Here is a 20895-nt window from a genome sequence, read left to right as displayed (position 1 = left end):
CAGGCTTCTCGAACCGTTCTTCCTTCACGACTACCGCTTGCCGCGGGATGGAGCAGCCCGGTAGCTCGTCAGGCTCATAACCTGAAGGTCGTAGGTTCAAATCCTACTCCCGCACCCAAACAAAACAGCCGCTGAGCATAACGCTCAGCGGCTTTTTGCTGGCCGAAGTCCGACCCCTCGAAAATCCACCGTCGAAGCCACGTGGAAGCTCAGCGGGGTGGAAAATAACCCCCGCCTGCTCTGCGGGCGAATATGCAAGCCCACGCGCGCCCCAGGGAGAAGGCGAACTGACCGCTCTCTGACAAATTTTCGAACGAGGTAAAGGAATGTCGATCCCCGCCCGTCTAGTTCAAAGGGGCTGAGGGGCCCTTTATTCTTGGGGGATGCCATATGAACGCCTTCGGCCCATGCGCGCGCAGCGCCTTGTTCACGTCTGTCGCTTCTATCGCGGTCTTGTCGGCGAGCGCCGCCTGGGCCCAGACCCGGACCTTCAACGTTCCAGCCCAGCCTGCCAGCAGCGGGGTCGCTGCTTTCGCTCGCCAAGCCGACGTGCAAATCCTCATCTCGGCCGGCCACGCCGAGGGACGTCGAACCAATCCGGTAGTCGGTCAGTATACGGTGCGGTCAGGCTTGGCCGCTCTTCTCCAGGGCACCGGACTGACCGTCGCACATCCCTCGGAGGGGGCCTATGTGGTGGTGCCCTTTCCGGAAGAAGCCGGGAATCAGGTCACGGTGCTCCCCGAGGTTCTTGTGCAGGGCGGTGCTGGATGGTCTCTGAACACCAGCGTGCGCCATACCGAGGATGACGCCCAGCCTTATCAGATCTTCACTCAGGAAGATTTGCGCCGGTCGGGCGCGGTAAGCCTGGAACAGTTCTTCCGCGACAATCTCGCGGCCAGCGTTTCGCCCGTTTCGAGCGATCAAGCATCTGACTCCACCCGTGGCCGCAGCCAGCTCCGCCTCAGGGGGCTCGGCACAAATGAGACGCTAATTCTTCAGGACGGCCGTCGTCTGGCCAGCGTCAACACGGGGGCCGGCTTTCTGGAGCAGCCGACCATCGTCGGCATACCCATGGCCCAGATCGAGCGAATTGAGGTTCTGCCTTCGTCAGCTTCTTCTGTTTACGGCGGCGGAGCCACCGGCGGCGTCATAAACATCATTATGAAACGCGATTACCGCGGTCTGGAGACGACGACAGTCTACGCGGACGTATGGGACGGAGACGCCCCCGACTATCGGTTTGATCTTTCCGGCGGGTTGAATCTCGCCGGCGGGAAGACAAACCTCTCGGTGTCGGCCAGCTATCGGGACGCCAGCCCGTTGCGTATGGGAGACAGGAGTTTCCTGTCGGAGGGCTATGAGCACATACGGGCTGCCGGCAGCCCGTACTTCGACCAGAATTTGATCCTCGGCGCGACACCCAACATCCGCAGCCAGAACGGAGCCAATCTGACCCTCGATCCTGCCTTTGGCGGCGGTTCGCTGGGGGCGAACCACACGTTTGCACCCTATGGTTTCCGCGGCGTCGGTGTGGATGGAATCGCCGCCCTGGTCGCAAACGCTGGACAGTATAACCTCGATCCCGCGCGAAACTCGCTTGGCGAGGGAGTGACGCTCACATCGGGTGAAGAGAGCTTCAGCGGCTCGTTCGCCGTGCGACACGAGCTTACCTCCTGGCTACGTCTGTACGGCGAGGTTCAAGCCAGTGAAGCGCGAACGACTAGCAGTGTTCTCAGGGCGCTATCGACGATCGCCCTTGCAGCCAACGCCCCGAACAACCCCTTTCAGCAAGCTATTCAGGTCACGGTGCCCCATATCGGCGTGGACGCCGAAGGCGAGTCTTTGAGCGAGACACGCCGGTTCCTCGCGGGCGCCATTATCCAGCTGCCGTTCAAATGGCAGGCGAACCTCGACTACACCTACAACTGGAACCGTTTCACTGACAATCTTGCAGCGCCCGGAATCGACGTTGCTACATTGACCGCGCTGCGTAGCGGCGACATCGATGTAATTCGGGATATCAACGCTGATCCGATCGACTATGCCTTCCTCGATTTTGGCTCCATGCGAAGCCCGGCGGAGGCGACCACCCAGATTGTTAGCTTAAGGTTCGCTGGACCGTTGCCCATCAAGCTGCCCGGCGGCTATCCGACTCTCAGCACCCTGATCGAGAGAACGGAGTTGTGGAACGGAGACTCCAGAACGGCCCAGAGCACTGCCGAATCCTCTATCGTTCTTTTTACGCCCGAGCGCTGGCAAGACACCAAAAGCGCCTATGCCGAGTTTTGGGCGCCCCTGATTGGCTCGGAGAACAATATCCCCCTCGTTTATGAACTCGGCTTCGGCGCCTCGGCGCGGTACGACGAGATCGAGGGGAGGGGAGGACTAGTAGGCATCAACTGCCTCAGCGTGCCCCGTCCACTGACTGAGGCGGAGCTGTCGACACCCTGCCCCGCAAACGGCGCGTCGCCGGACTATGCCACCTCCACGTCCTCCCGCACAGATCCAACCTACAGCGCCAAGTGGGCGCCCCTCAGGGATTTGGCCTTCCGCGGAAGCTACGGCACCGGCTATCTGCCGCCTTTTCTGCATCAGCTGATCCGGCAGGCGACGCCAGTCCAGATTGTCAGGGTCACGGATCCGGAACGGGGGGGGAACCGATTGGCACCCCGCTGCTTCCGGGCTTCAACATCCTTCAGGGACCGGGCAATTTCCTTGGCGGCAATCCCGATGTGTTACCGGAGCGTTCAGAGACCTTCTCTGTAGGGATAATCGCTACGCCGCGCTGGATCGAGGGGGTCCGTGTGTCGGTTGACTGGACCAGGACAGAAAAGCAGGACAACTATTTCAGTCCGGGCGCCCTTCTGGCGCCACAGGTTGGAGACACCGACGGGCAAAGGCTGTTTGAGGACTTTCTGCGAGAGCACCCGGAACGTTTTATCCGCGCGCCAGCGAGCGACGGCTTCGCCGTCGGCCCCATCATCGCCGCCGACATGTCGATCGCCAATCTCGCAGGCGTCAGGGTTGAGGCCTGGGATTTCGCTCTTGAATACAGTCGCGATCTCTTCGGGGGGCGCCTGGATTTGAAGGCGGACGCGACATACTTGGCCGAACTGTCGATCAAGCGGTCAGAGAACACTCCGGCCTTGGACTGGGCGGGCGTCGCCACGGGCGCATTCGCGGCGGGCTTCGGCGGTTCCGGCGGCACCACCTGGAAAGGCAACTCCACCGTGGCGTTCGTCAAGGACGACACCTGGTCTGTGGGGTGGAGATCGCGCTTTTCGAACGACTATTACCTGCGTCAGGATCACAGCGTGCAGCCGCTTCAAGGCAGCGCCCGCATACCCAGCCAGATTTACCATGACGTCTTCGCCACGTGGGCCGTTCGCGAGGACACCGATTTGCGCGGTGGCGTTACCAATGTGCTGAACACCCAGCCGCCGGTGGATATCACAACCGGCTCTTTCTACAGTCGGTATGGCGACCCGCGTCTGAGACACTTCAATATTGCGCTCACAAAGCGGTTCTAGGCGACATCGTCGGCGGCGCGGATAGCGCCGCCGATACGGCTAACGGTTTGTCTGCGGACGACTTAGCCGAATTTCCGCCGCGTCCGATGTCGCGGTAGCCTCGAGACTAACGGCGACGCTCCGGGCAAAGCCTTCGGGATCGTCGAGGCGAAAGACGCCGTAGAGCCGTTCGGAGGCCAAAGCCTCGTCGCCGATGACCAGCGCTCGGGCGTTGTAGCGGTTGAATTCGGCGACCGCTTCCTGAAGCGTCTCGCCGGCAAGATCGATCTGCCCTGAACGCCATGCCAAATCGCGATCAATCTCCGTGGGGGCCACCACGGGGGGAGAAGCGCTGTCGCGGCCCTCGCCCACGAAAGAGGTCGTTCCCGCAGCCAGTTCGACGGTCCGGCCCGCTGTGCCTTCGACCCAAACCTTCACCACACCCTCTGTAACCCGTACTTCGACGCCGTCGTGGAGCCGGCGCACCGAAAACGCTGTGCCTACGGCCTGTACGCGAACCCGGCCAATCTCGACCCGGAAAGGCCGCGATGGATCACGCGCGACCTGGAACCAGGCTTCGCCCCGCTCAAGCGCGACACGTCGAAGGTCCGTCTTGAAGTCGACGTTCATACGGCTGGAGCTGTTGATGGAAGCGGTCGATCCGTCCGCAAGCGGAAGCCGACGGATTTCGCCCAAGGTCGTCACATAGCTCCGCGGCTGCTGCGGGATTATAGCGACACCGGCGATGAAGGTGGCCGCGGCCGCCGCGAAACCCCCAAGTAGAATGCGACGCGACGGCATACGCCATGCCCCGCGTCGGGCTTTGCGGGACTCCCGGCTGACCGTTCCAGCAGCCCGGTCGAGCCGCGTCCAGGCTGCTTCCGCCTGCAGCAGGGCGCCCGCGCGTCGGATATCGCCTTCTAGCCAAGCCTCAAGGTCCGCTCGGACCGCCTCTCGGCCGTCGCGGTCTAGACGCATGACCCAGCGAGCCGCGTCCGCCTCTATTTCACTGGCGCTTTGTCGAACGTTCATGTCGCACCTTGAGGCGATAGTCGTTATCGCCGGTTTCCTCTCTCATCGCCTTGAGTATTTTCTGGAGGCCCTTGACCCCCTGGTTCTCCACCACGCTCTCGCTGACGCCGAGTCGCGAAGCTACCTCCTTTCGGGACAGGCCCTCGATCTTGAGCAGGATAAACACACGGCGGCATCGGTCCGGCAGGGCGTCGATCAGTTCTCCAACGCGGGCCAGTTCACGCCGAGCGCCGGCGATCCGTTCCGGTGTCGGCTCATCTGCATAGAAGGACGGGACGTCGAGCTCCGCCGCCGCTTCTATACGGACCACCCGACTGCGCCGAATCTGGTCCACGAGAAGATTACGCACCACCTGAAAGAAGAAGGCGTCGGGACGCTTGATCTGCTCGAGGGACGACATTGCGGCGAGTTTTGCGTAGGCCTCCTGGATCAAGTCGTCGATGTCGTCTGGCGACTGAAGTCGCTGCCGCAGCCAACTGCGAACCATCGGTTCATGTGGCATGACCTGGGACGCCACCCAGGCGACGAGCCGCTGTCTTGAGTCATCGCGCATGCCGCCGCCCCCGACGAAATCTCATCTTGTATTCAGCATAAAGACGAGCGGCTGTGAGACTTCCTTGTGCTCTAAAACATTATTTTTGAGTAAGTTGCGCAGCTCTTCGTCTTTCCAGAAACGTCGTCTCCCGGGGGCTTCGGAGCGCGTCCATTCAGGATGGCGCGCCCGTAAGCAGTCGAGCGATCCACGCTCAGGGAGAGATCAACAGAATGCGTTTCAAGAGTCGACAAATCCTGCTCGCCGCCGCCTCGGCGCTGACACTCAGCGCCGTCTTCCCGGCCGCCGCTCAGACGCCCCCGGCGTCGGATCCGTGGGCTCACGCCGCCAGCGATGTTCCGGCAGACCCAGCGGTTCGGTTCGGCCTGATGCCCAACGGCATGCGCTATGCGGTGATGCACAACGCAACACCTCCCGGACAGGCGGCCTTGCGTCTCTACATCGACGCGGGTTCGCTAATGGAGAACGACAATCAGCGCGGCTTGGCGCACTTTATGGAGCATATGGCCTTCAACGGGACCACCAATGTCCCAGAAAATGAGCTCCTCGCAATCCTCGAGCGCTTGGGCCTGGCCTTCGGCGCCGACACCAACGCCTTCACCGGCTTCGACCAAACCGCCTACGTCCTCGAACTGCCGCGCTCGAATGACGAGACGGTCGACACGGCCCTGCACATTCTGCGCGAGCAGGTTTCGCGCGCGCTGATGGACCCTGAGGACATCGACGCCGAACGTGGCGTGATCGAGGGCGAGGAACGGCTGCGCAACACGCCGCAGTCCCGCGCCAGCCATGAGCAACTGGCCTTCTTGGCCCCGGGTCTGAAGCTGGTCGAGCGCTTCCCGATCGGAGACATGGAGGTCATACGCACCGCGCCCCGCGATCGCTTCGTCGAGTTCTACCAAGCCTACTACCGCCCTGAACGCGCCACCATGATTGCGGTGGGCGACTTCGACGTCGACGCCATGGAGCGCAAGATCGTCGCCGGGTTTGGGGACTGGACCGCCAAAGGGGAGCCGGGTCCGGAGCCGGACCTTGGCGTCGTTTCGCCCCGGACGCCTGCGACCAAACTCATCGTCGCACCGGGCCTGTCGCACACCATCAGCATGTCGTGGTCGAGCGCGCCAGACAAGGATCTGGATTCGATCGCCGAGAGGCGTGAGGGCGTAGTTCGCGCCCTGGGTTTCGCCGTCTTCAATCGTCGGATCGGCGAGTTGTCGCGCATGGACGACGCACCGCTCCTGACTGGCGCAGTCTCGGCTGACGATCTGGTTGAGAGCATCCGCCTCTCCACAGTTTCCGCAACCTACCTTCCCGGGCAGTGGGAGCGGGCGCTGCAGACCCTCGACCAGGAACGCCACCGGCTGATCGAGTTCGGCGTCTCCGAAGCGGAGCTTCAACGTGAGATCGACAACTGGCGCACCACGTTGGAAAATCGCGTTGCGTCCGCAGCGACGCGCCAAACCTCCGCACTCGCTGGAGGGCTGCTCGGCTCGGTCAACGGCCAGCGTGTCTTCACCTCGCCTCGCACCGATCTGGACCTTTTCAACGCCTCGGTGCAGGGGCTGACGCCCGCGGCGGTCAACGAGGCTGTCCGCAAGGCGTTCGACGGCGACGGCCCGCTGACAATGATGACCTCCCCTGATCCAGTAGAAGGGGGAGAGTCGCGTATTGCATCCGTTCTCAACGCCTCCTCTCAGGTGGCCGTTGCGCCGCCTAAACCCATAACTCGCATGGAGTGGCCCTATACGGACTTCGGTCCGGCTGGTGAGGTTGTCGCCAGCCGCGAGGCGCCAGAACTGGGCACCACAATTGTTACGTTCAACAACGGCGTCGAACTCACGGTTAAGCAGACGAACTTCAAGGACGAGGAAATCCAGGTCCTGGTGTCGACAGGCCGGGGCGAGCTCGCCTTTTCGCCATCGGAGGACGATCCGCGACAGTCCGCGATCGGGACCCTGAGATCGGGCGGCTTGGGCCGGATGACGGCGGACGAGATGAGCTATGCGCTAACCGGCCGCGTGGTCGGCGGTGGTTTGAGCACGGCCGAAGATCGGTTCATTTTCTCCGGCGGTACGCGCCCCCAAGATCTCGAGCTCGAGATGCAGCTTCTGACTGCCTTGCTGACCGATCCGGCGTTCCGCAGCCAGCCGTTCAACCAGATGAAGGCCAACTATCCGGCGGCGATTGCGATGACCCGGGCCACCCCGGGAGGCGTCTTCGGTATGGATGCAGCGCCCCTGCTGGCGGGCGGGGACCGCCGCAAGGCGCCGCCGCCGCCTGAACTGGTCAGCCAGTGGAGCATTGAGCCGCTCAGGGATGATCTCAGGCGACTGCTGTCCGAAGGACCGCTGCGTCTGACCGTGGTGGGCGATGTGACCGTCGATCAGGCCGTTGCGGCGACGGCGAAAACCTTCGGGGCCCTGCCGGCCCGTCAGCCCGCGCCCCCGCCCGCTCCCGGCGCTGCGCAACGTCGCTTTCCCGCTCCCACCGCAACGCCCATCGTGCTCCATCATGATGGGACCTCGGAACAGGCGTTAGGCGTGGTGGCCTGGCCGACGATCGATGTCATCGGCGACCGCACTGAGGCGCGGCAGGTGGCCGTGCTGGCTGAGGTCGTCAAACTGCGAGCGCTGGCCGAAATACGGGAACGGCAGGCCCTAGCCTATTCGCCTGGCGTGTCGTCGACTTTCTCGGACGTCTATCCGGATTACGGCTACCTTGCTGTTCAGGCCGCTACAACGCCACGGAACCTGCCAGCTTTCTTCGCCGCCGTTGACGCAATCGCGATCGATCTGATCGAAAATCCGATTACCGAGGATGAACTGACCCGCGCGCGCGCGCCCATGATCGAAGCGACACGGCGCGGCATGAACACCAACTTCTGGTGGGCTGGCCAGCTGGCGGACGTGGGCGTCAAACCAGGGGCTGTGGAGGAAACGCTTAACACCATCCCGGACCTGGAGTCGGTGACCCCAGCCCGTGTTCAGGAACTCGCGCGTCAGTACCTTGCGCCGGAGCGTGCATGGCGCACGACCGTCGTCCCTCAGCCTGTCGCCCCAGCCGCCTGAGGGCGAAACCAGATGGTCTGGGCGCTTAGCCGCCCAGACCATCATATTGCTCAAATGAACGGCCAAATTGTCGCGGTTTTGGCCCGACGCCTCGGCCAGCTGCTTTCACGCGAAGGGCGACGGCCGAATGCAGAGAGGCCCGGTTCCCTGCATTCGGCCGCTAGACCCTGCCTATCCTTGAATGAACGCCAGCAGGTCGGCGTTGACGACGTCCGGATGGGTGGCGAACAGCCCGTGGGACAGGCCGGGATAGGTTTTCAGCGTTCCGTTCGACAGCAGCTTGACAGCCTGGTGCGCGGACGCGTCGATCGGCACGACCTGATCGTCCTCGCCGTGCAGCAGGAGCACCGGCAGAGAGACCGCTTTCAGGTCCTCGGTGAAGTCGGTCTCGGAGAAGGCGGCGATGCAATCGTATTGGGCCTTTGCGCCGCCCGCCATGCCCTGGCGCCACCAGTTGCGGATCAGGCCTTCGCTCACCGCCGCCCCTTCTCGGTTGAAGCCGTAGAAGGGACCCGACGGCACATCGAGGAAGAACTGCGCGCGGTTCTGCTTGAACGCGTCGCGGAACCCGTCGAACACCGCCATCGGCAGACCGCCGGGATAGGCCGCCGTAGCCAGCATGATCGGCGGCACGGCGCCGATCAGCACGGCCTTGGCGACGCGGCCGGGCCGGCTGCGGGCGACGTAGCGGATGACCTCGCCCCCGCCGGTGGAGTGACCGATGTGGATGGCGTTCTTCAGGTCGAGCGCCTCGGCCAGTTCCGCGACGTCCGCGGCGTAGGTGTCCATGTCATTGCCCGTGTCGGTCTGGTCCGATCGACCGTGGCCGCGGCGGTCATGGGCGATGACGCGAAATCCCTTGTCCAGGAAGAACAGCATCTGGTTGTCCCAGTCGTCGGCGCTGAGCGGCCAGCCGTGGTGGAAGACGATGGGTTGAGCGTCCTTGGGGCCCCAGTCCTTGTAGAACAGGCGGGTGTCGTCGGAGAGGGTCAGGTAAGTCATGGCTATGTCCTTTGAGAGGGTGGTTTGAAGGCGAGGGTTTCGGTCGGTTTGCAGGCGTCAGTTCGGCCGGTCGCCGGCGCTGCGGGCGGCCTGGTCGATCACATCGGCGACGGCGTGCGGTTGTGAGATCATCGGGACGTGGCTGGCGCGAATCTCGACCTTGACGGCGCCGATCTTCTCGGCCTGCTGACGCAGCATGGCCGGGGCGATGGCGGCGTCCTCGGTGGCGACGATGAACCAGCTCGGGCGCGTCCTCCAGGCGGCCTGGGTGACCGGCGTGGCGAAGGCCGACATGGCGATCGGAACCTGAGAGTCGCGCATGAAGGCGGCGTCGGCGTCGCTGACGTCGGCGGCGAACCCTTCCTGGAAGCGTTCGGCGCTGATGAAGCCGAATCCGTCGGCCTGTTCCTCGATCACGAAGGTCGAGGGGATGCCGAAGCCCTTATACTGGTCCCCGGCCGTCTCGCCGACATCGGCGGTCAGGGCGGAGACATAGACCAGGCCCTTCACCTTTTCGTCGACGCCGGCCTCGGTGATCACCACGCCGCCCCACGAGTGGCCGACAAGGATGGTTCCGCCGTCCTGGCGGGCGAGGGCGCGCCGCGTGGCGGCCACGTCGTCGGCCAGGGAGGTGAGGGGGTTCTGGACGATGGTCACCCGGTAGCCGCGAGCGGTCAGGTCGTCATAGACGGCCCTCCAGCCCGAGCCGTCGGCGAAGGCGCCGTGAACCAGGACGACGTTGCGGACGGTCTGAGCCGCCGGAATCGTCTGGACGGACTGGGCCTGAGCGGCTCCGCCGATGCTGGCGGCGCCGACGGCGGCGAGGAGGATGTTGCGGAACTTGATCATGGTCGTTTCCTTTGGAGCTGGGTTGGGATGGTGGCGGCGGACGTGAGAGTGAAGGTGACATCGCGATAACAGTTATCGCGCTAAAAGAAGATGCATGAAGCGCCGGAGTTCTGTCAAGCCAATATTTATCGCGATATATAACTTTCTGTCGCCTCCCGGTCTGAGGCGGGGCGCCGGGCATGGCGTCAGCCCTCCGTAATGGTCGGAATGAACGCCAAGCTGGCCAAGAGCGGCGGCTGGTCCACCACCCGTCGCAGGACTGCGAGGGCCGCTGCGGATATGCACAAGTAAGGTGGTCGGCATGGTCAGCCTTGGCTCGGGCGGGCGGCTCTGACGTTAGACGTCTCAAGAGGGCCAATTATTCCCGCCGGCTGCACCTTTCGCGCGTCCACTCCGAAGCGCGCCGCATCCAATCCCGCGACCGGCCCACGACGAGACGGGCCTGGCGAGGCAGGTCATCGGTCTTGTTAAGAGAATAATTATCGCGATATAACTTTCGTCCTGTGCAGGAGCGAGTAGGTCGGAATGTCCAAATCCAAAGGTCCGGTCCCGATGGAGGACCAGCTTTGCTTCACCGTCTATTCGACCGGCATGGCCATCCAGCGGGCGTACAAGCCCCTGTTGGACGATCTGGGCGTCACCTATCCGCAGTATCTCGTGATGAACGTCCTGTGGCGGGAGGACGGCCGGACGGTCGGCGATATCGCCGACGAATTGGCGCTGGAGCCCAGCACCATGACGCCCTTGCTGAAACGGCTGGAGGTCGCCGGCCTTGTCCGGCGGGCGCGCAACCCCGCGAACGAGCGCCAGGTGGTGATCACCCTGACCAGCGAGGGCCAAGCCCTGCGTGAACGCGCGGGGTGTCTGGGCGAGGCCCTGCTGGACGCCTCAGGCCAGACCATGCCCGAACTCAGCGATCTCAACATCCGCCTCAAGTCTCTGCGCGACGCCGTCTACGAAAGCCTTGCGTCGCGCAAGTCGAGGTAAGGCTAGGGGCCGGGCCGGGCCGGGCCGCCTCGGCGGGGCCGGGCTCGAGGCTCAGAAGCGTCGGCTGAGGCTGAGGCGAATGACGCGGCCCAGGGGGTCCTGATCATCGCGACCATAGGCCGGCGCCGGGCGACCATCCCCCAGGGTCGCGGTCGGCCGCGCGTCGAAGAGGTTTTCCACCCCCAGTTCAAGCCGCAAGCCCTGGGTGCGACGGCGCGGCCCCGTGTCCGAGGCCTCGCTCCTGGGCGACGACAGGACGGTGCTGAGGGTGAAGCCGATCAGGGTCAGGGGCGACAGAAGCAGATCGTCAGGGCCGTCCTGCCCCAGATCGCGACGAAGGCGCGCGCCGCTTCGCCAGGTCGCCGCAAGGTTCAAACCCCATCGCGCGTATCGTCCGTCGAGCCGCAACGCCAACTGATGACGCGACAGGCCGCCGCCGTCTCCGGCGAGTTGATCAAGGCGGGGCAGGGCTTCGTTTATCGTGATGCGATCCTCCAGCCGCCAGGTGTGGTTGAAGGCGACCTGGACGGAGCCCCGCCTGGACGCCTCCGGCGCCCCGCTCCCGAGCGGAATATTGGCGGTCAGGCCCGACGAGAGGGTTTGGGACGAGATCGCCTTGAGATTGATCGGCCGCTGGTCGATGCCCGTCAGGCGGCCTGAGGCGTCGCGCAGGATACGGTCCGGAAAGGCCGTCTCGGTCGCCGGCGTCAGGGCGGGAAGGGCCCCGATCGCATTCGTCGTCCGCGTGTTCTGAAGATCGACACTGGCCTGAAGACCCCACGCGCCGAAGGGGCCCGTCGATCCCGAGAGGGACAGGGTCTGCGTCTCCTGGGCCTGAAGATCCGGGGCGCCGCCGAGAATCGGCTGGATCTCGACGGCTTCGCCGCGGCGGAAGTCATAGAAGGTGCGCGGCGGCCCATAGCGGATCGGGTCGAACCGCTGTTCACGGGTGGGCGCATCGGTCGCCTGAGCGAATTGCGTGCCCAGACGGACTCTCCCGGACGGCGCCCAGGCGACGCCGGCGTTCAGCCCCGTCCCCTGGGCGTCGGCCTCGTCGAGCAGTCTCAGGCGGCCGCCCAGATTGAGCGCCAGGTCGCCGAGCAACCGCCGGGGTCCGTCCCCGTCTGACTGCGAGGACGAGACCGGCAGCGTCAGGCCGGATCGGAGCTCGAGCGCGCGAGACGAGGGGGTTGCGGTTACGCCGGCGGCCCTGATGTCGGATCTGGAGCGAAGATACTGCGTATCGACCGTCATCTGGGCGGGGCCGGCCGGCAGGTCGATCAGGGTCCGGTCGGCCGAGAGCTTCGCGACGGCCGACACCGTGCGGGCCGTCACATCCGTCGCGCCCCTTTGCCGGCCTTCCGAGACCAGACCATCGAGCCCCCATCTCACCGACCATCCCAGGGCGCGTCCCGCCAGGCCCCCGGCCATGGTCAGGGCGTCTGTTTCCTGTCGGGTTTCCGCCCTGTCCGCCGTTGCGACCGAACTTGAGACGAAGCGGTCCTGCCGGGTCTGCAGACTTGCGCTGAACGAGGTCGACCAGTCTGACAGGGTTCCGGTCGCCGATAGATTCACCGAGGCCGTCTGCGCCTGCGGGCGGAGCGTGTTTCCGCCGCCGCCCGGATGGTCTCGACCATAGCCTGGCCGCTCGTCCGCCCAGAGCGGCGTGGTCCTCGCGCCCTGAAGGCCCATCTGGAAGGTCGAGGATCCCTGGATTTCTGATTGGCGTGCGTCGAGCGAGAGGGTCGTCGTTCCGCCGGCTGTCGGCCGGGACGCCTTCGCCAGAGCGTCACGGCTTCTGAACTCGGGCTCAAGAACGATGTTGACGACCCGCCGCCCAGGATCGCCGCCGTAGAGGGCGCCCGCCTGCGGCGGCAGGGCTTCGACGCGGACCAGGGCGTCGGGCGGGAAGCCCGTGAAGTTTCGGGCGTCCACGACCGGGCGGCCGTTCACGATCACAACGGGCGGTTGCTGGAAGCCCAGACGTTCGCTGAGGCGAGCGATCACCTCGCCTATGTCATAGGCGCCGAGGTTGTCGATTTCTTCGGGCCCAAGCTCCTGCTCTGGCGCGACCCTGGCCGCACCGCGTCGCCCGACCACTTCGACCTCTTCCAGTTGGGCGGGCGAGGGAGGAGCGGGCAGCGCCTCCTGGACGGCGATGAGAGCCAGAAGGGCCAGCATGGACGATCAACCCCCGTCCTGGATCGCAAGGCCCATGAAATACGCGGCCTTGATCACGGCATGAGGATCCAGTTCGCCTCGCCGAGGGGGGAAGCGAAAAGGGCCGGGCGTCAGAGACGCCCGGCGAGGTTTTTCAGGTTTGGGATCCAGGGGAGCGCCGGGCTTAAAGGATCTGCAGGCCGGGAATGCGGATCGAGCCGCTGCGGATCGTGCAGCTGCGACCGCCGGCGTTCACGGGCGGCAGCACATTGTTGCTGAAGGTGGCCGTGCTGGTCGCATTGTTCCAGGCGGCGACGACGGTGCCGTAGCAGGGATCGTTGGCCACGGTGTTGGCGCCGATGGTCAGGGAGATCGAGGTGGTCGATCCCGGCACCACGGCGGCGCTCCAGGATCCGTAGGGTCCGACGGCGAAGCAGAGGGCGCTGCCGGGCGTGATGCTGCGGGTCGGAATGGGCGCGCTGGTCGCGCTCAGCGGGCTTGCGGTGATGGAGACATTGCAGGTCACGACGGTCGTCTGAGACAGGACGACCGAGCCTGATCCCGATACGCTGCCCGAGCTGGGCGAGAAGGATTGGGCGAAGCTGGGGGAAGCCAGAGCGACGGAAGCGAGCGCCGCGGCGGCGATGGAAAGCGTCTTGATCATGATAGTCCTCCCTTTGAGTGGGTCCTTGGATGGACCCGTTGAGCGTGTGTTCACCCGCTAGGGGCAACCTACTTACAGCGCCGTAAGCAACCTGGAGTCAAGGGAAAATACGTATATTTTTCAATAGTATAATGCCAAATAAGGCCGTCCGCTCGGCGTCTTTCGACGCCGGGGGGACGGCCTTGCAGTGCGGCCGGTCGTCGACCGGCCTGTCAGCGATCTCAGAACGACTTGGTCAGCCGCACGGCGAACAGCCGTGGGTCCAGGGTGAAGACGTTGGTCGTCAGTCCCGTGTCGTCCGAGTTGGTGAAGGCGTCGACGATGGGCGCATCGTCGAAGACGTTCTTGACATAGGCCTGAAGCTTCAGGCCCCGCGCCTCGTTGGTCAGGGACACCGACAGGTTCAGATTGTCCCAGCCCTCCAGCCGGTCATATTCCGTGTTGTAGACGCGGAAGAAGCTCTCGCCCTGGCGATAGTAGTCGCCGCGCAGGGTCAGGTCCCAATCCCCCAGGAACCAGCTGTACTGGGCCCCGATGTTGGCGGTCCAGTTGGGCGAGTTGGGCAGTTCGTTGCCGCTCAGGTCGGCCTCGAAGCCCCGCCCGCCGTTCGGCGCCTCGGTGAGCGGATCGTAGGTGAAGCCGTAGAACTGCCAGAAGGGCAGGCTGGAGGCCAGGTCGGGATTGAAGGTCCCGAACCGCGACGACCCGGCGCACAGGGCGCTGAGAGAGAAGATCGCGAGTTCAGTTCCGAACGGGCTGTTGAGGATCTGCTCGGCCAGGTCTCTGGGCGCGATACAGTTCGACGGCACCTGGATCCACGGCCGCAGGGTGATCCAGTCTTCGTTGCCCTGCGTCCGATTCATCACGTCGATCGAACCCTCGCCATCTGCAACGCGGGTTTTCAGATACCCGAAATTGGCGTCGATCTGGAAGTTGGGCGTGGGCTTGTAGACGGTCTCGAGTTCAAGCCCCCAGATCTTGGCGTCGAAGTTTTCGTTCAGCGAGATGCGATCGACGATCTGGGAGACCTGGTAGTCCTTGTAGTCGTAGTAGAAGGCGGTGGCGTTCAGTCGGAGCATGCCGTCCAGAAGCGAGTTCTTGGTCCCGATCTCGAACGCGTTGACGTATTCTGGCTCAAAGGTGCCGGCCAGCGGCTGGTACTGGACCACGGTCGGGTTCAGGTCCAGGCGCGGCGGATTGGTGCCCCCGCCCTTGTAGCCGCGCGACAGCGACGCATAGACCAGGGTGTCGTTGGTAAAGGACAGGTCCGGCGTCCAGTCCAGCACGATCCGACCGGTGACCGCCTCCCATTTCTGTTCGACGTCGGGCAGGGCGTAATAGCCGCTGCGCACATAGCCGCCCGTGGCCAGGCCCGGATCGCCATTCAGATTGGCGCCCAGCAGCAGCTGGCTGGGATAGGGGGTCGTGTCCTTGCGATCCTCGGTATAGCGCAGGCCGGTGGTCAGCCTCAGCTCAGGCGTCAGATCCCAATATCCTTCACCGAAGACGGCCCAGGACCGGGTGTGAATGACGTTCTTGCTGCGGAAGTAGTTGTGCCCCTCTCCATTAATCTCGCTGAGCGGATTGGGATCGACATAGACGCATTCGAACGGCTGGGTATCGTCGCACGGCCGCGTCCCGATCCCGCCGTTGGGGAGAAAGTCGGTATTGTAGAAATATTCGGCGATCAGCGAGAAAGTGTTGTTGAAGACGTAATAGTCGTCCTGAGATTTGAAATCGAGATAGTTGGCGCCGAGGCTGAAGTTGAACCGCCCGTCGTTTTTCGATTGAAGGCGGAACTCCTGATACCATTGCCGATTGTCCGATTGGCTGATGTCCACGGCCAGGATGCGGTCCGACGGACCCAGTTGAGGGTCGGTGTAGACCCCGCCCGGCGTCGCGGTCGACGGCGCGGGATCGCCGAAGATGTCTAAGACACTGTTGCTGTCCACAAAGGCGGGGTTGGAGACGTAGCGGGCATAGTCCTGGGACGCATAATAGTCGTCCTTGGCATAGGCGGTCTGGGAATAGAGTGTCAGGGTGTCGCTGAGATCGAATTCCAGATTGACCTGCACCACATCGTTTTCGGCGCGGAACACCGGATCATAGCTGGTGGCGATCTCTCTCAGATCGCGGGACTGGACCACGCCTTCATAGGGGTCGAAACCGAGCGGAATCAGGTTGATCAGTTCGAAATTGGGGCCAAAGCCGAGGTTCGGCCCCGTGCCGAGCAGGCGAACCGGCCCGAAGGATCCTCCGTTGGGCGCCCCATAGGCCGCGTCGGAGTAGAGAGAGCCGGGCAGGCAGCCCTGGCTCAGCTGGTCCTGGGTGTAGGCCGTGGTGATGGACGCCGATCCGACCTGGGTCGGACCCGGATCGGTGGTGCACAGCTGTTTGCCGGTGCGCGAGCGATTGTCGTCTTCCTCGAAATGCTCCCAGATCGCATTGGCGCGGAACCGCGCCGTCGGCTCCCACCGGGCGGACAGACGCGTGGTGAACAGGTCGCGGTCGTTCACATGGGTGTCGTTGAAGCTGTTGTAGTCGAAGCCGTCCCGCTGGGTGAAGCCGAAGGCGCCGCGCACGGCGAATGTGTCGCCGAAGGGGACATTGAGCATGGCCTGGCCGCGCCGGCTGTCATAGTTGCCCAGTTCGCCCGCGGCGAAGCCTTCGGATCGGAACTTGGGCAGTTCGGGGAACATGTTGACGACGCCGCCGGTGGCGTTGCGGCCGTACAGGGTGCCCTGCGGCCCGCGCAGCACCTCGACTCGGGCGACGTCCAGATATTCCTGCTCGAACAGGCGGTTGCGGATAAGGGGCGTGTTGTTGAAGCTGACGGCCACCGCCGGATCGCTGGAGGCCGAGACGGCCTTGGTCCCGATCCCGCGGATCGAGAAGTTGTACATGCTGAAGTTGGACTTGGAGAAGGTGACGTTCGGCACGGCGCGCAGCAGTTCCGAACCTCCATCGATCTGACGCGACTGCAGGGCCTCGGCCGACAGGGCGGTGACGGCGATGGGCACGTCCTGCACCGACTGTTCGCGTTTCTGGGCGGTGACGATGATGTCGTCCACGACGACGGGAGCAGAATCCGGCTGAGGTGGGGTTGTCTGCGCCAGCGCGGGCGCGCCGGTCATCAGGAAGGCTGTCGCCGATACCGAGAGCGCGAGGCGCGCGCGAATGCTGACCGCTGAAGCCATGAAATCCTCCCGAAGCGCGCCGGTCTGTCGGCGGCGCGTGATGTGCGTTTCCTCCCGCCTGATGTTTCCGCTCGACGGGGCGGGGCCACCGGCGGTTGTCGGCAACTTCGCACTACTCACCGTCATGTCAATACATATTGACAGCAGTGTTGGTTGACGGTCATCCGGAACGGGGGAGTTCGGATGTCGATCTTCGCCCGCGCGCGTCGCGAAAAAGGGGAAACAGGATGGACTGTGATGCCGTGATCGTCGGCGCCGGACTGGCGGGCCTGGTCGCCGCCAACGAGCTGGTTCAGGCCGGCCGCAGAGTGGCGCTGGTGGATCAAGAGAACGCCGCAAACCTGGGCGGGCAGGCCCACTGGTCATTCGGCGGCCTGTTCCTGGTCGACAGCCCCGAGCAGCGTCGCCTGGGCGTCCGCGACGGCTTTGATCTCGCCTGGTCGGACTGGCGGGGCAGCGCGGCCTGGGATCGGCTGGACGGCCCGCTTGCCGAGGATGAGTGGGCGGTGCGGTGGGGAAAGGCCTATGTCGAATTCGCGGCCGGCGAGAAACGCGCCTGGTTACGGCGTCACGGGATACGACTGACGCCTATGGTCGGCTGGGCCGAGCGGGGGGACGGTCGCGCCGATGGTCACGGCAATTCGGTCCCCCGGTTCCATGTCGCATGGGGCACCGGGACGGGCGTGAGCGGCCCGTTCGCAGCCCGCGTGCGCGATGCCGACACACGCGGCAGGCTGGCGTATCACCCGCGCTGTCGCGTCGACGACCTGATCGTTGAAGCGGGGCGGGTCACAGGGGTGTCAGGCGTTCGACTGGCGCCGGACGCGGCCGGGCGCGGCCGGGCCTCCAATCGGGATGCGGTGGGGTCCTTCACCCTGCGGGCTCCGTCGGTGCTGATCGCGACGGGCGGGATCGGCGGGGATCATGACAAGGTGCGGCGTCTGTGGCCCGCGCGCCTGGGAAGTCCCCCCCGCGAGATGGTCAGGGGCGTGCCCGCCTATGTCGATGGACGGGGGCTGGAAATCGCCGAGGCGGCCGGGGCCCGCGTCGTGAACCGTGACCGGATGTGGCACTATGTCGAGGGTCTGCGGAATTGGGACCCGATCTGGCCAGGGCACGGCATCCGGATCCTGCCCGGACCGTCGTCCCTCTGGCTCGACGCCCTTGGGCGCCGCCTGCCGTTCCCGGCCCTGCCGGGCTACGATACGCTTTCGACTCTTCGCCACCTGCGCACCACGCCCGACCTGGCGGCGCACGATCACTCCTGGTTCGTTCTGACCCAGGCGATAATCGAAAAGGAGTTCGCGCTCTCCGGATCGGAGCAGAATGGCGACATCACCTCTGGAGACTGGCTGAGAGTGCTCAGAACCCGGTTGGGCAAGGGCGCGTCGCCGGAGGTGGAGGCGTTCAAGGCGCACGGCGCCGACTTCGTGGTCGCCGACGCACTCGGCGACCTCGTCGCCGGGATGAATGCTTTGACCCCGACGCCCTTGCTGGACGTCGAGGGGGTGCGGCGGGTGATCGCGGCCCGGGACGCGCAGATCGACAACCCCTACGCCAAGGACCTCCAGATCCAGGGCGTTCACAACGCCCGCCGATACCTGGGCGATCGTCTCGCCCGGGTCGCAAAACCGCATCGCCTTCTCGATCCCCGGTCCGGTCCGTTGATCGCCGTCAAGCTGCATGTCCTGACGCGCAAAAGCCTGGGCGGGATTCAGACCGACCTGGACAGTCGCGTTCTCAAGCCTGACGGAACAGTGCTCGAAGGCTTGTACGCGGCCGGCGAAGCTGCGGGGTTCGGGGGCGGCGGCGCCCATGGGTACAACGCCCTGGAAGGCACCTTCCTGGGCGGATGCCTCTTTACGGGTCGCGCCGCCGGTCGGGCCATGGCCTGACCGGCGGCCCTAGGGCAGCCGCACCCAGGTCTGGGTTCGGCAGAGCAGGGGAGCGATGCAGCCTCGCACCGCAAGGTGATCGGGATCGATGAGGACCAGACGCCCGCTGGCGGCGCGCCGCCCGCTGTCCGGGTCGTAAAGCGGTCCGCCGGTCCAGGTCGTCGGGCCGCCCCGAAATCCCTCCAAAACCCTCAGCCCGCGCAGCGGACGGTCGCGCAGCGCGGGATCGTGATTGCGAACATCCCTTTGGTCCGGATTGCGCCGGAGCGGCGCGGCATCGACCAGCCGACCGCACAGGGCCGAGCCGCAGGCGTGGATCTCGACCACGCCCCCCTGGGCGGCGGTGCGCCATCGTCCCAAAAGCCGACTGTCCGCCGCCGCAGCCGGCCCCGCAACCGCCGTGCACAGAAGTCCGGCGATCAGGACGGCTGAAAGGGGCGCCATCAAGCCGCGACCAGGAGGCTGTTGCGAAGTTCGACCGGAATCCGGTCGTAGAGGGTCGGACCGGACAGGCCGAGACGGGCGCGGGCCTGCTCCAGCGGCACCGACATCAGCGCCTCGTAGTCCAGCGCCGGCAGCCAGGCCGCCCGGCGGCCCCGAAGCCAGGCCTGAAGAACGGCGCGCGCACACGGGTGGCCCGTGCGGGCCCGGGCGGCTTCGATCGCAACACCGGCCGCGATCAGACCAAAGCCCGCGCTTCGCGTCTGCGGGAGAGAGAAGGCGACCACACAGGCTTCTCCGAGCGCGTCGGTGCGATAGCCGGTGAGAACGTGCCAAAGATCGTGCACGTCGCGCAGTCGGCGCGCATACCAGGCGTAGGGGTGAGCCGCTTCGATCTCGGAGTCCGCGACCTTGCGACTTTCCCCGGCCAGACCGTAGGCCGAGAGGTTCCGCTCGTCGATGAAGTCCAGATAGGCGCGGCCGACCGTGCCCGGCGGGAGCGACTCCAGCCACGCCCGATCATGCAGCCGGTCCGCCAATTCCACCATTATATAGGCCTGCCGAGCGCCTTCAGGCTGTTCGAGCATCTTCTCATAGCCCCGGCGGACGGAACGCCCGGCCAGAGCGTTCATGATCTCGAACACCTGAGTCGTATCTTCCTTGTCGGCGATGAGACGGCGCAAGGCGCGAAGCGCCCGGAGCGGCTCGACGCGTCGGGGACGCAGCCGGCTGGGCGTGCGGGTTTGCGGATCGAATTTGGCGTCCGCGACCATTAGTTCGGCTGTCACTTGCTCTCTCCCGGGACTGAGCTTAACCAGTTGCTATCTACATGGATGTAACTAACACTGATGTCAATAGAACGCGTTCGTCGTCGTCGTCGCACCCCTGATGAAGCTCGTCTGGAGGCCCTGGTCTGCGCCCGTGCGCGACTGCTGTCCGGAGGGCCGGACTCCGTCACCCTGAAGGCCGTCGCCGATGACCTCGGAATGACCCACGCCAATCTGATCCATCACTTCGGGTCGGCCGAGGGGCTCCAGTCGGCCTTGATGGGTTCGATGGTGGCGGATCTGTCTCGCGACCTCGAGGCGGCGATCGCGCGCCTGCGTACCGATGAGGGGGCGCCGCTGGAATTGGTCACCGCCGTATTCGACGCCTTCGCCGAAGGCGGGGCGGGCAAGTTGGCGGCCTGGATCGTGCTGAAGGGCGATCTCTCACATCTCGAACCCGTTCGGGACGCCGTCAACGGGCTGGTCCACGTGATTCAGGAGAAACTGGGCGATCCGTCCGACGCCAGCCGGGACCGACTGTCTTCGGCGGTCCTCTTCATCGCGCTGAGCGCGTTCGGCGAGGCCCTGATCGGAACTCCGCTCAGGAACATGCTCGACCAGGACGAGGACGCCAGTCGGCGGGTGGTGGCGGGGCTGTTGCCCTATTTTGTCGCCCGATCCGAGCGTGCGAACTGAACGATCAGAATCGGTTCGCCTCCGATGACGATCTGATGCGGGGCTTGCCGTTCGCCTGAGGCGCGGCCTAGGACC

General features: G+C 64.9%; 15 protein-coding genes and 1 tRNA gene. 7 read left to right on the top strand and 9 right to left on the bottom strand.

The genetic code is table 11. The features are described 5' to 3' along the window. Positions 1–41 precede the first annotated feature (41 nt). The 3 genes from ACP7CK_RS13530 to ACP7CK_RS13520 all read left to right on the top strand — a co-directional run bounded on the left by ACP7CK_RS13530 (position 42) and on the right by ACP7CK_RS13520 (position 3530). Positions 42–118, top strand: a tRNA-Met gene (locus tag ACP7CK_RS13530). Between the two features lie 272 nt (positions 119–390). Next, positions 391–2766, top strand: a complete 2376-nt coding sequence (locus ACP7CK_RS13525) for a TonB-dependent receptor plug domain-containing protein (protein WP_426026348.1) — start codon at positions 391–393, stop codon at positions 2764–2766. Then, positions 2733–3530 carry a hypothetical protein gene (locus ACP7CK_RS13520; protein WP_426026347.1) on the top strand — a complete coding sequence of 266 codons (798 nt, stop codon included), beginning with the start codon at positions 2733–2735 and terminating at the stop codon, positions 3528–3530. Before ACP7CK_RS13525 ends, ACP7CK_RS13520 begins: the two co-directional genes overlap by 34 nt. A gap of 39 nt (positions 3531–3569) precedes the next feature. Here the strand turns inward: ACP7CK_RS13520 and ACP7CK_RS13515 are convergent, their stop codons facing one another. Together ACP7CK_RS13515 and ACP7CK_RS13510 are read right to left on the bottom strand one after the other, a co-directional pair. Further along, a complete protein-coding gene (locus ACP7CK_RS13515) occupies positions 3570–4541 on the bottom strand; it encodes a FecR family protein (RefSeq protein ID WP_426026346.1) in 972 nt (323 codons plus the stop codon). Next, positions 4516–5094, bottom strand: coding sequence for an RNA polymerase sigma factor (locus tag ACP7CK_RS13510; RefSeq protein WP_426026345.1), 579 nt, complete (start codon positions 5092–5094; stop codon positions 4516–4518). The genes ACP7CK_RS13515 and ACP7CK_RS13510 overlap by 26 nt, the downstream gene beginning before the upstream one ends. Positions 5095–5306: 212 nt before the next feature. Between ACP7CK_RS13510 and ACP7CK_RS13505 the strand changes: the two genes are divergently transcribed. Beyond that, a complete protein-coding gene (locus ACP7CK_RS13505; protein ID WP_426026344.1) occupies positions 5307–8162 on the top strand; it encodes a M16 family metallopeptidase in 2856 nt (951 codons plus the stop codon). A gap of 171 nt (positions 8163–8333) precedes the next feature. On the opposite strand, the gene ACP7CK_RS13500 is transcribed toward ACP7CK_RS13505, so the two are convergent. Both ACP7CK_RS13500 and ACP7CK_RS13495 read right to left on the bottom strand, forming a co-directional pair. After that, positions 8334–9164 carry an alpha/beta fold hydrolase gene (locus ACP7CK_RS13500; RefSeq protein ID WP_426026343.1) on the bottom strand — a complete coding sequence of 277 codons (831 nt, stop codon included), beginning with the start codon at positions 9162–9164 and terminating at the stop codon, positions 8334–8336. A 57-nt stretch (positions 9165–9221) separates the two neighbouring features. After that, the gene (locus ACP7CK_RS13495) at positions 9222–10013 is read right to left on the bottom strand and encodes an alpha/beta fold hydrolase (RefSeq protein WP_426026342.1); all 792 of its coding nucleotides are present in this window, start codon (positions 10011–10013) and stop codon (positions 9222–9224) included. 525 nt (positions 10014–10538) lie between these two features. On the opposite strand from ACP7CK_RS13495, the gene ACP7CK_RS13490 reads away from it, so the two are divergent. Next, entirely contained in the window at positions 10539–11000 is a 462-nt protein-coding gene (locus ACP7CK_RS13490; protein WP_426026341.1) for a MarR family winged helix-turn-helix transcriptional regulator, read from the top strand. Positions 11001–11051: 51 nt separating this feature from the next. Here ACP7CK_RS13490 and ACP7CK_RS13485 read toward each other — a convergent pair whose 3' ends face one another. From ACP7CK_RS13485 to ACP7CK_RS13475, 3 genes are all read right to left on the bottom strand, one after another. After that, on the bottom strand, positions 11052–13181 hold the full coding sequence (locus tag ACP7CK_RS13485; protein ID WP_426026340.1) for a TonB-dependent receptor: 2130 nt from the start codon (positions 13179–13181) through the stop codon (positions 11052–11054). 163 nt (positions 13182–13344) lie between these two features. Further along, on the bottom strand, positions 13345–13824 hold the full coding sequence (locus ACP7CK_RS13480) for a hypothetical protein (RefSeq protein ID WP_008260144.1): 480 nt from the start codon (positions 13822–13824) through the stop codon (positions 13345–13347). Positions 13825–14045: 221 nt separating this feature from the next. Beyond that, entirely contained in the window at positions 14046–17021 is a 2976-nt protein-coding gene (locus tag ACP7CK_RS13475) for a TonB-dependent receptor (protein ID WP_426026339.1), read from the bottom strand. A gap of 227 nt (positions 17022–17248) precedes the next feature. On the opposite strand from ACP7CK_RS13475, the gene ACP7CK_RS13470 reads away from it, so the two are divergent. After that, positions 17249–18916 (top strand): FAD-binding dehydrogenase, encoded by a 1668-nt coding sequence (locus ACP7CK_RS13470; protein WP_426026337.1) that lies wholly within the window; start codon positions 17249–17251, stop codon positions 18914–18916. 9 nt (positions 18917–18925) lie between these two features. On the opposite strand, the gene ACP7CK_RS13465 is transcribed toward ACP7CK_RS13470, so the two are convergent. Both ACP7CK_RS13465 and ACP7CK_RS13460 read right to left on the bottom strand, forming a co-directional pair. Then, the gene (locus tag ACP7CK_RS13465; protein ID WP_008261622.1) at positions 18926–19360 is read right to left on the bottom strand and encodes a DUF2147 domain-containing protein; all 435 of its coding nucleotides are present in this window, start codon (positions 19358–19360) and stop codon (positions 18926–18928) included. Next, a complete protein-coding gene (locus ACP7CK_RS13460; protein ID WP_426026335.1) occupies positions 19360–20145 on the bottom strand; it encodes a Coq4 family protein in 786 nt (261 codons plus the stop codon). The genes ACP7CK_RS13465 and ACP7CK_RS13460 overlap by 1 nt, the downstream gene beginning before the upstream one ends. Positions 20146–20205: 60 nt before the next feature. Between ACP7CK_RS13460 and ACP7CK_RS13455 the strand changes: the two genes are divergently transcribed. Next, entirely contained in the window at positions 20206–20820 is a 615-nt protein-coding gene (locus ACP7CK_RS13455) for a TetR/AcrR family transcriptional regulator (RefSeq protein ID WP_008261603.1), read from the top strand. The last annotated feature ends 75 nt before the right edge of the window (positions 20821–20895 follow it).

The organism is Brevundimonas sp. TSRC1-1, assembly GCF_049898245.1.
Taxonomy (GTDB): Bacteria; Pseudomonadota; Alphaproteobacteria; order Caulobacterales; family Caulobacteraceae; genus Brevundimonas; species Brevundimonas mediterranea_A.
This window is presented reverse-complemented; position numbering and strand designations above follow the sequence as displayed.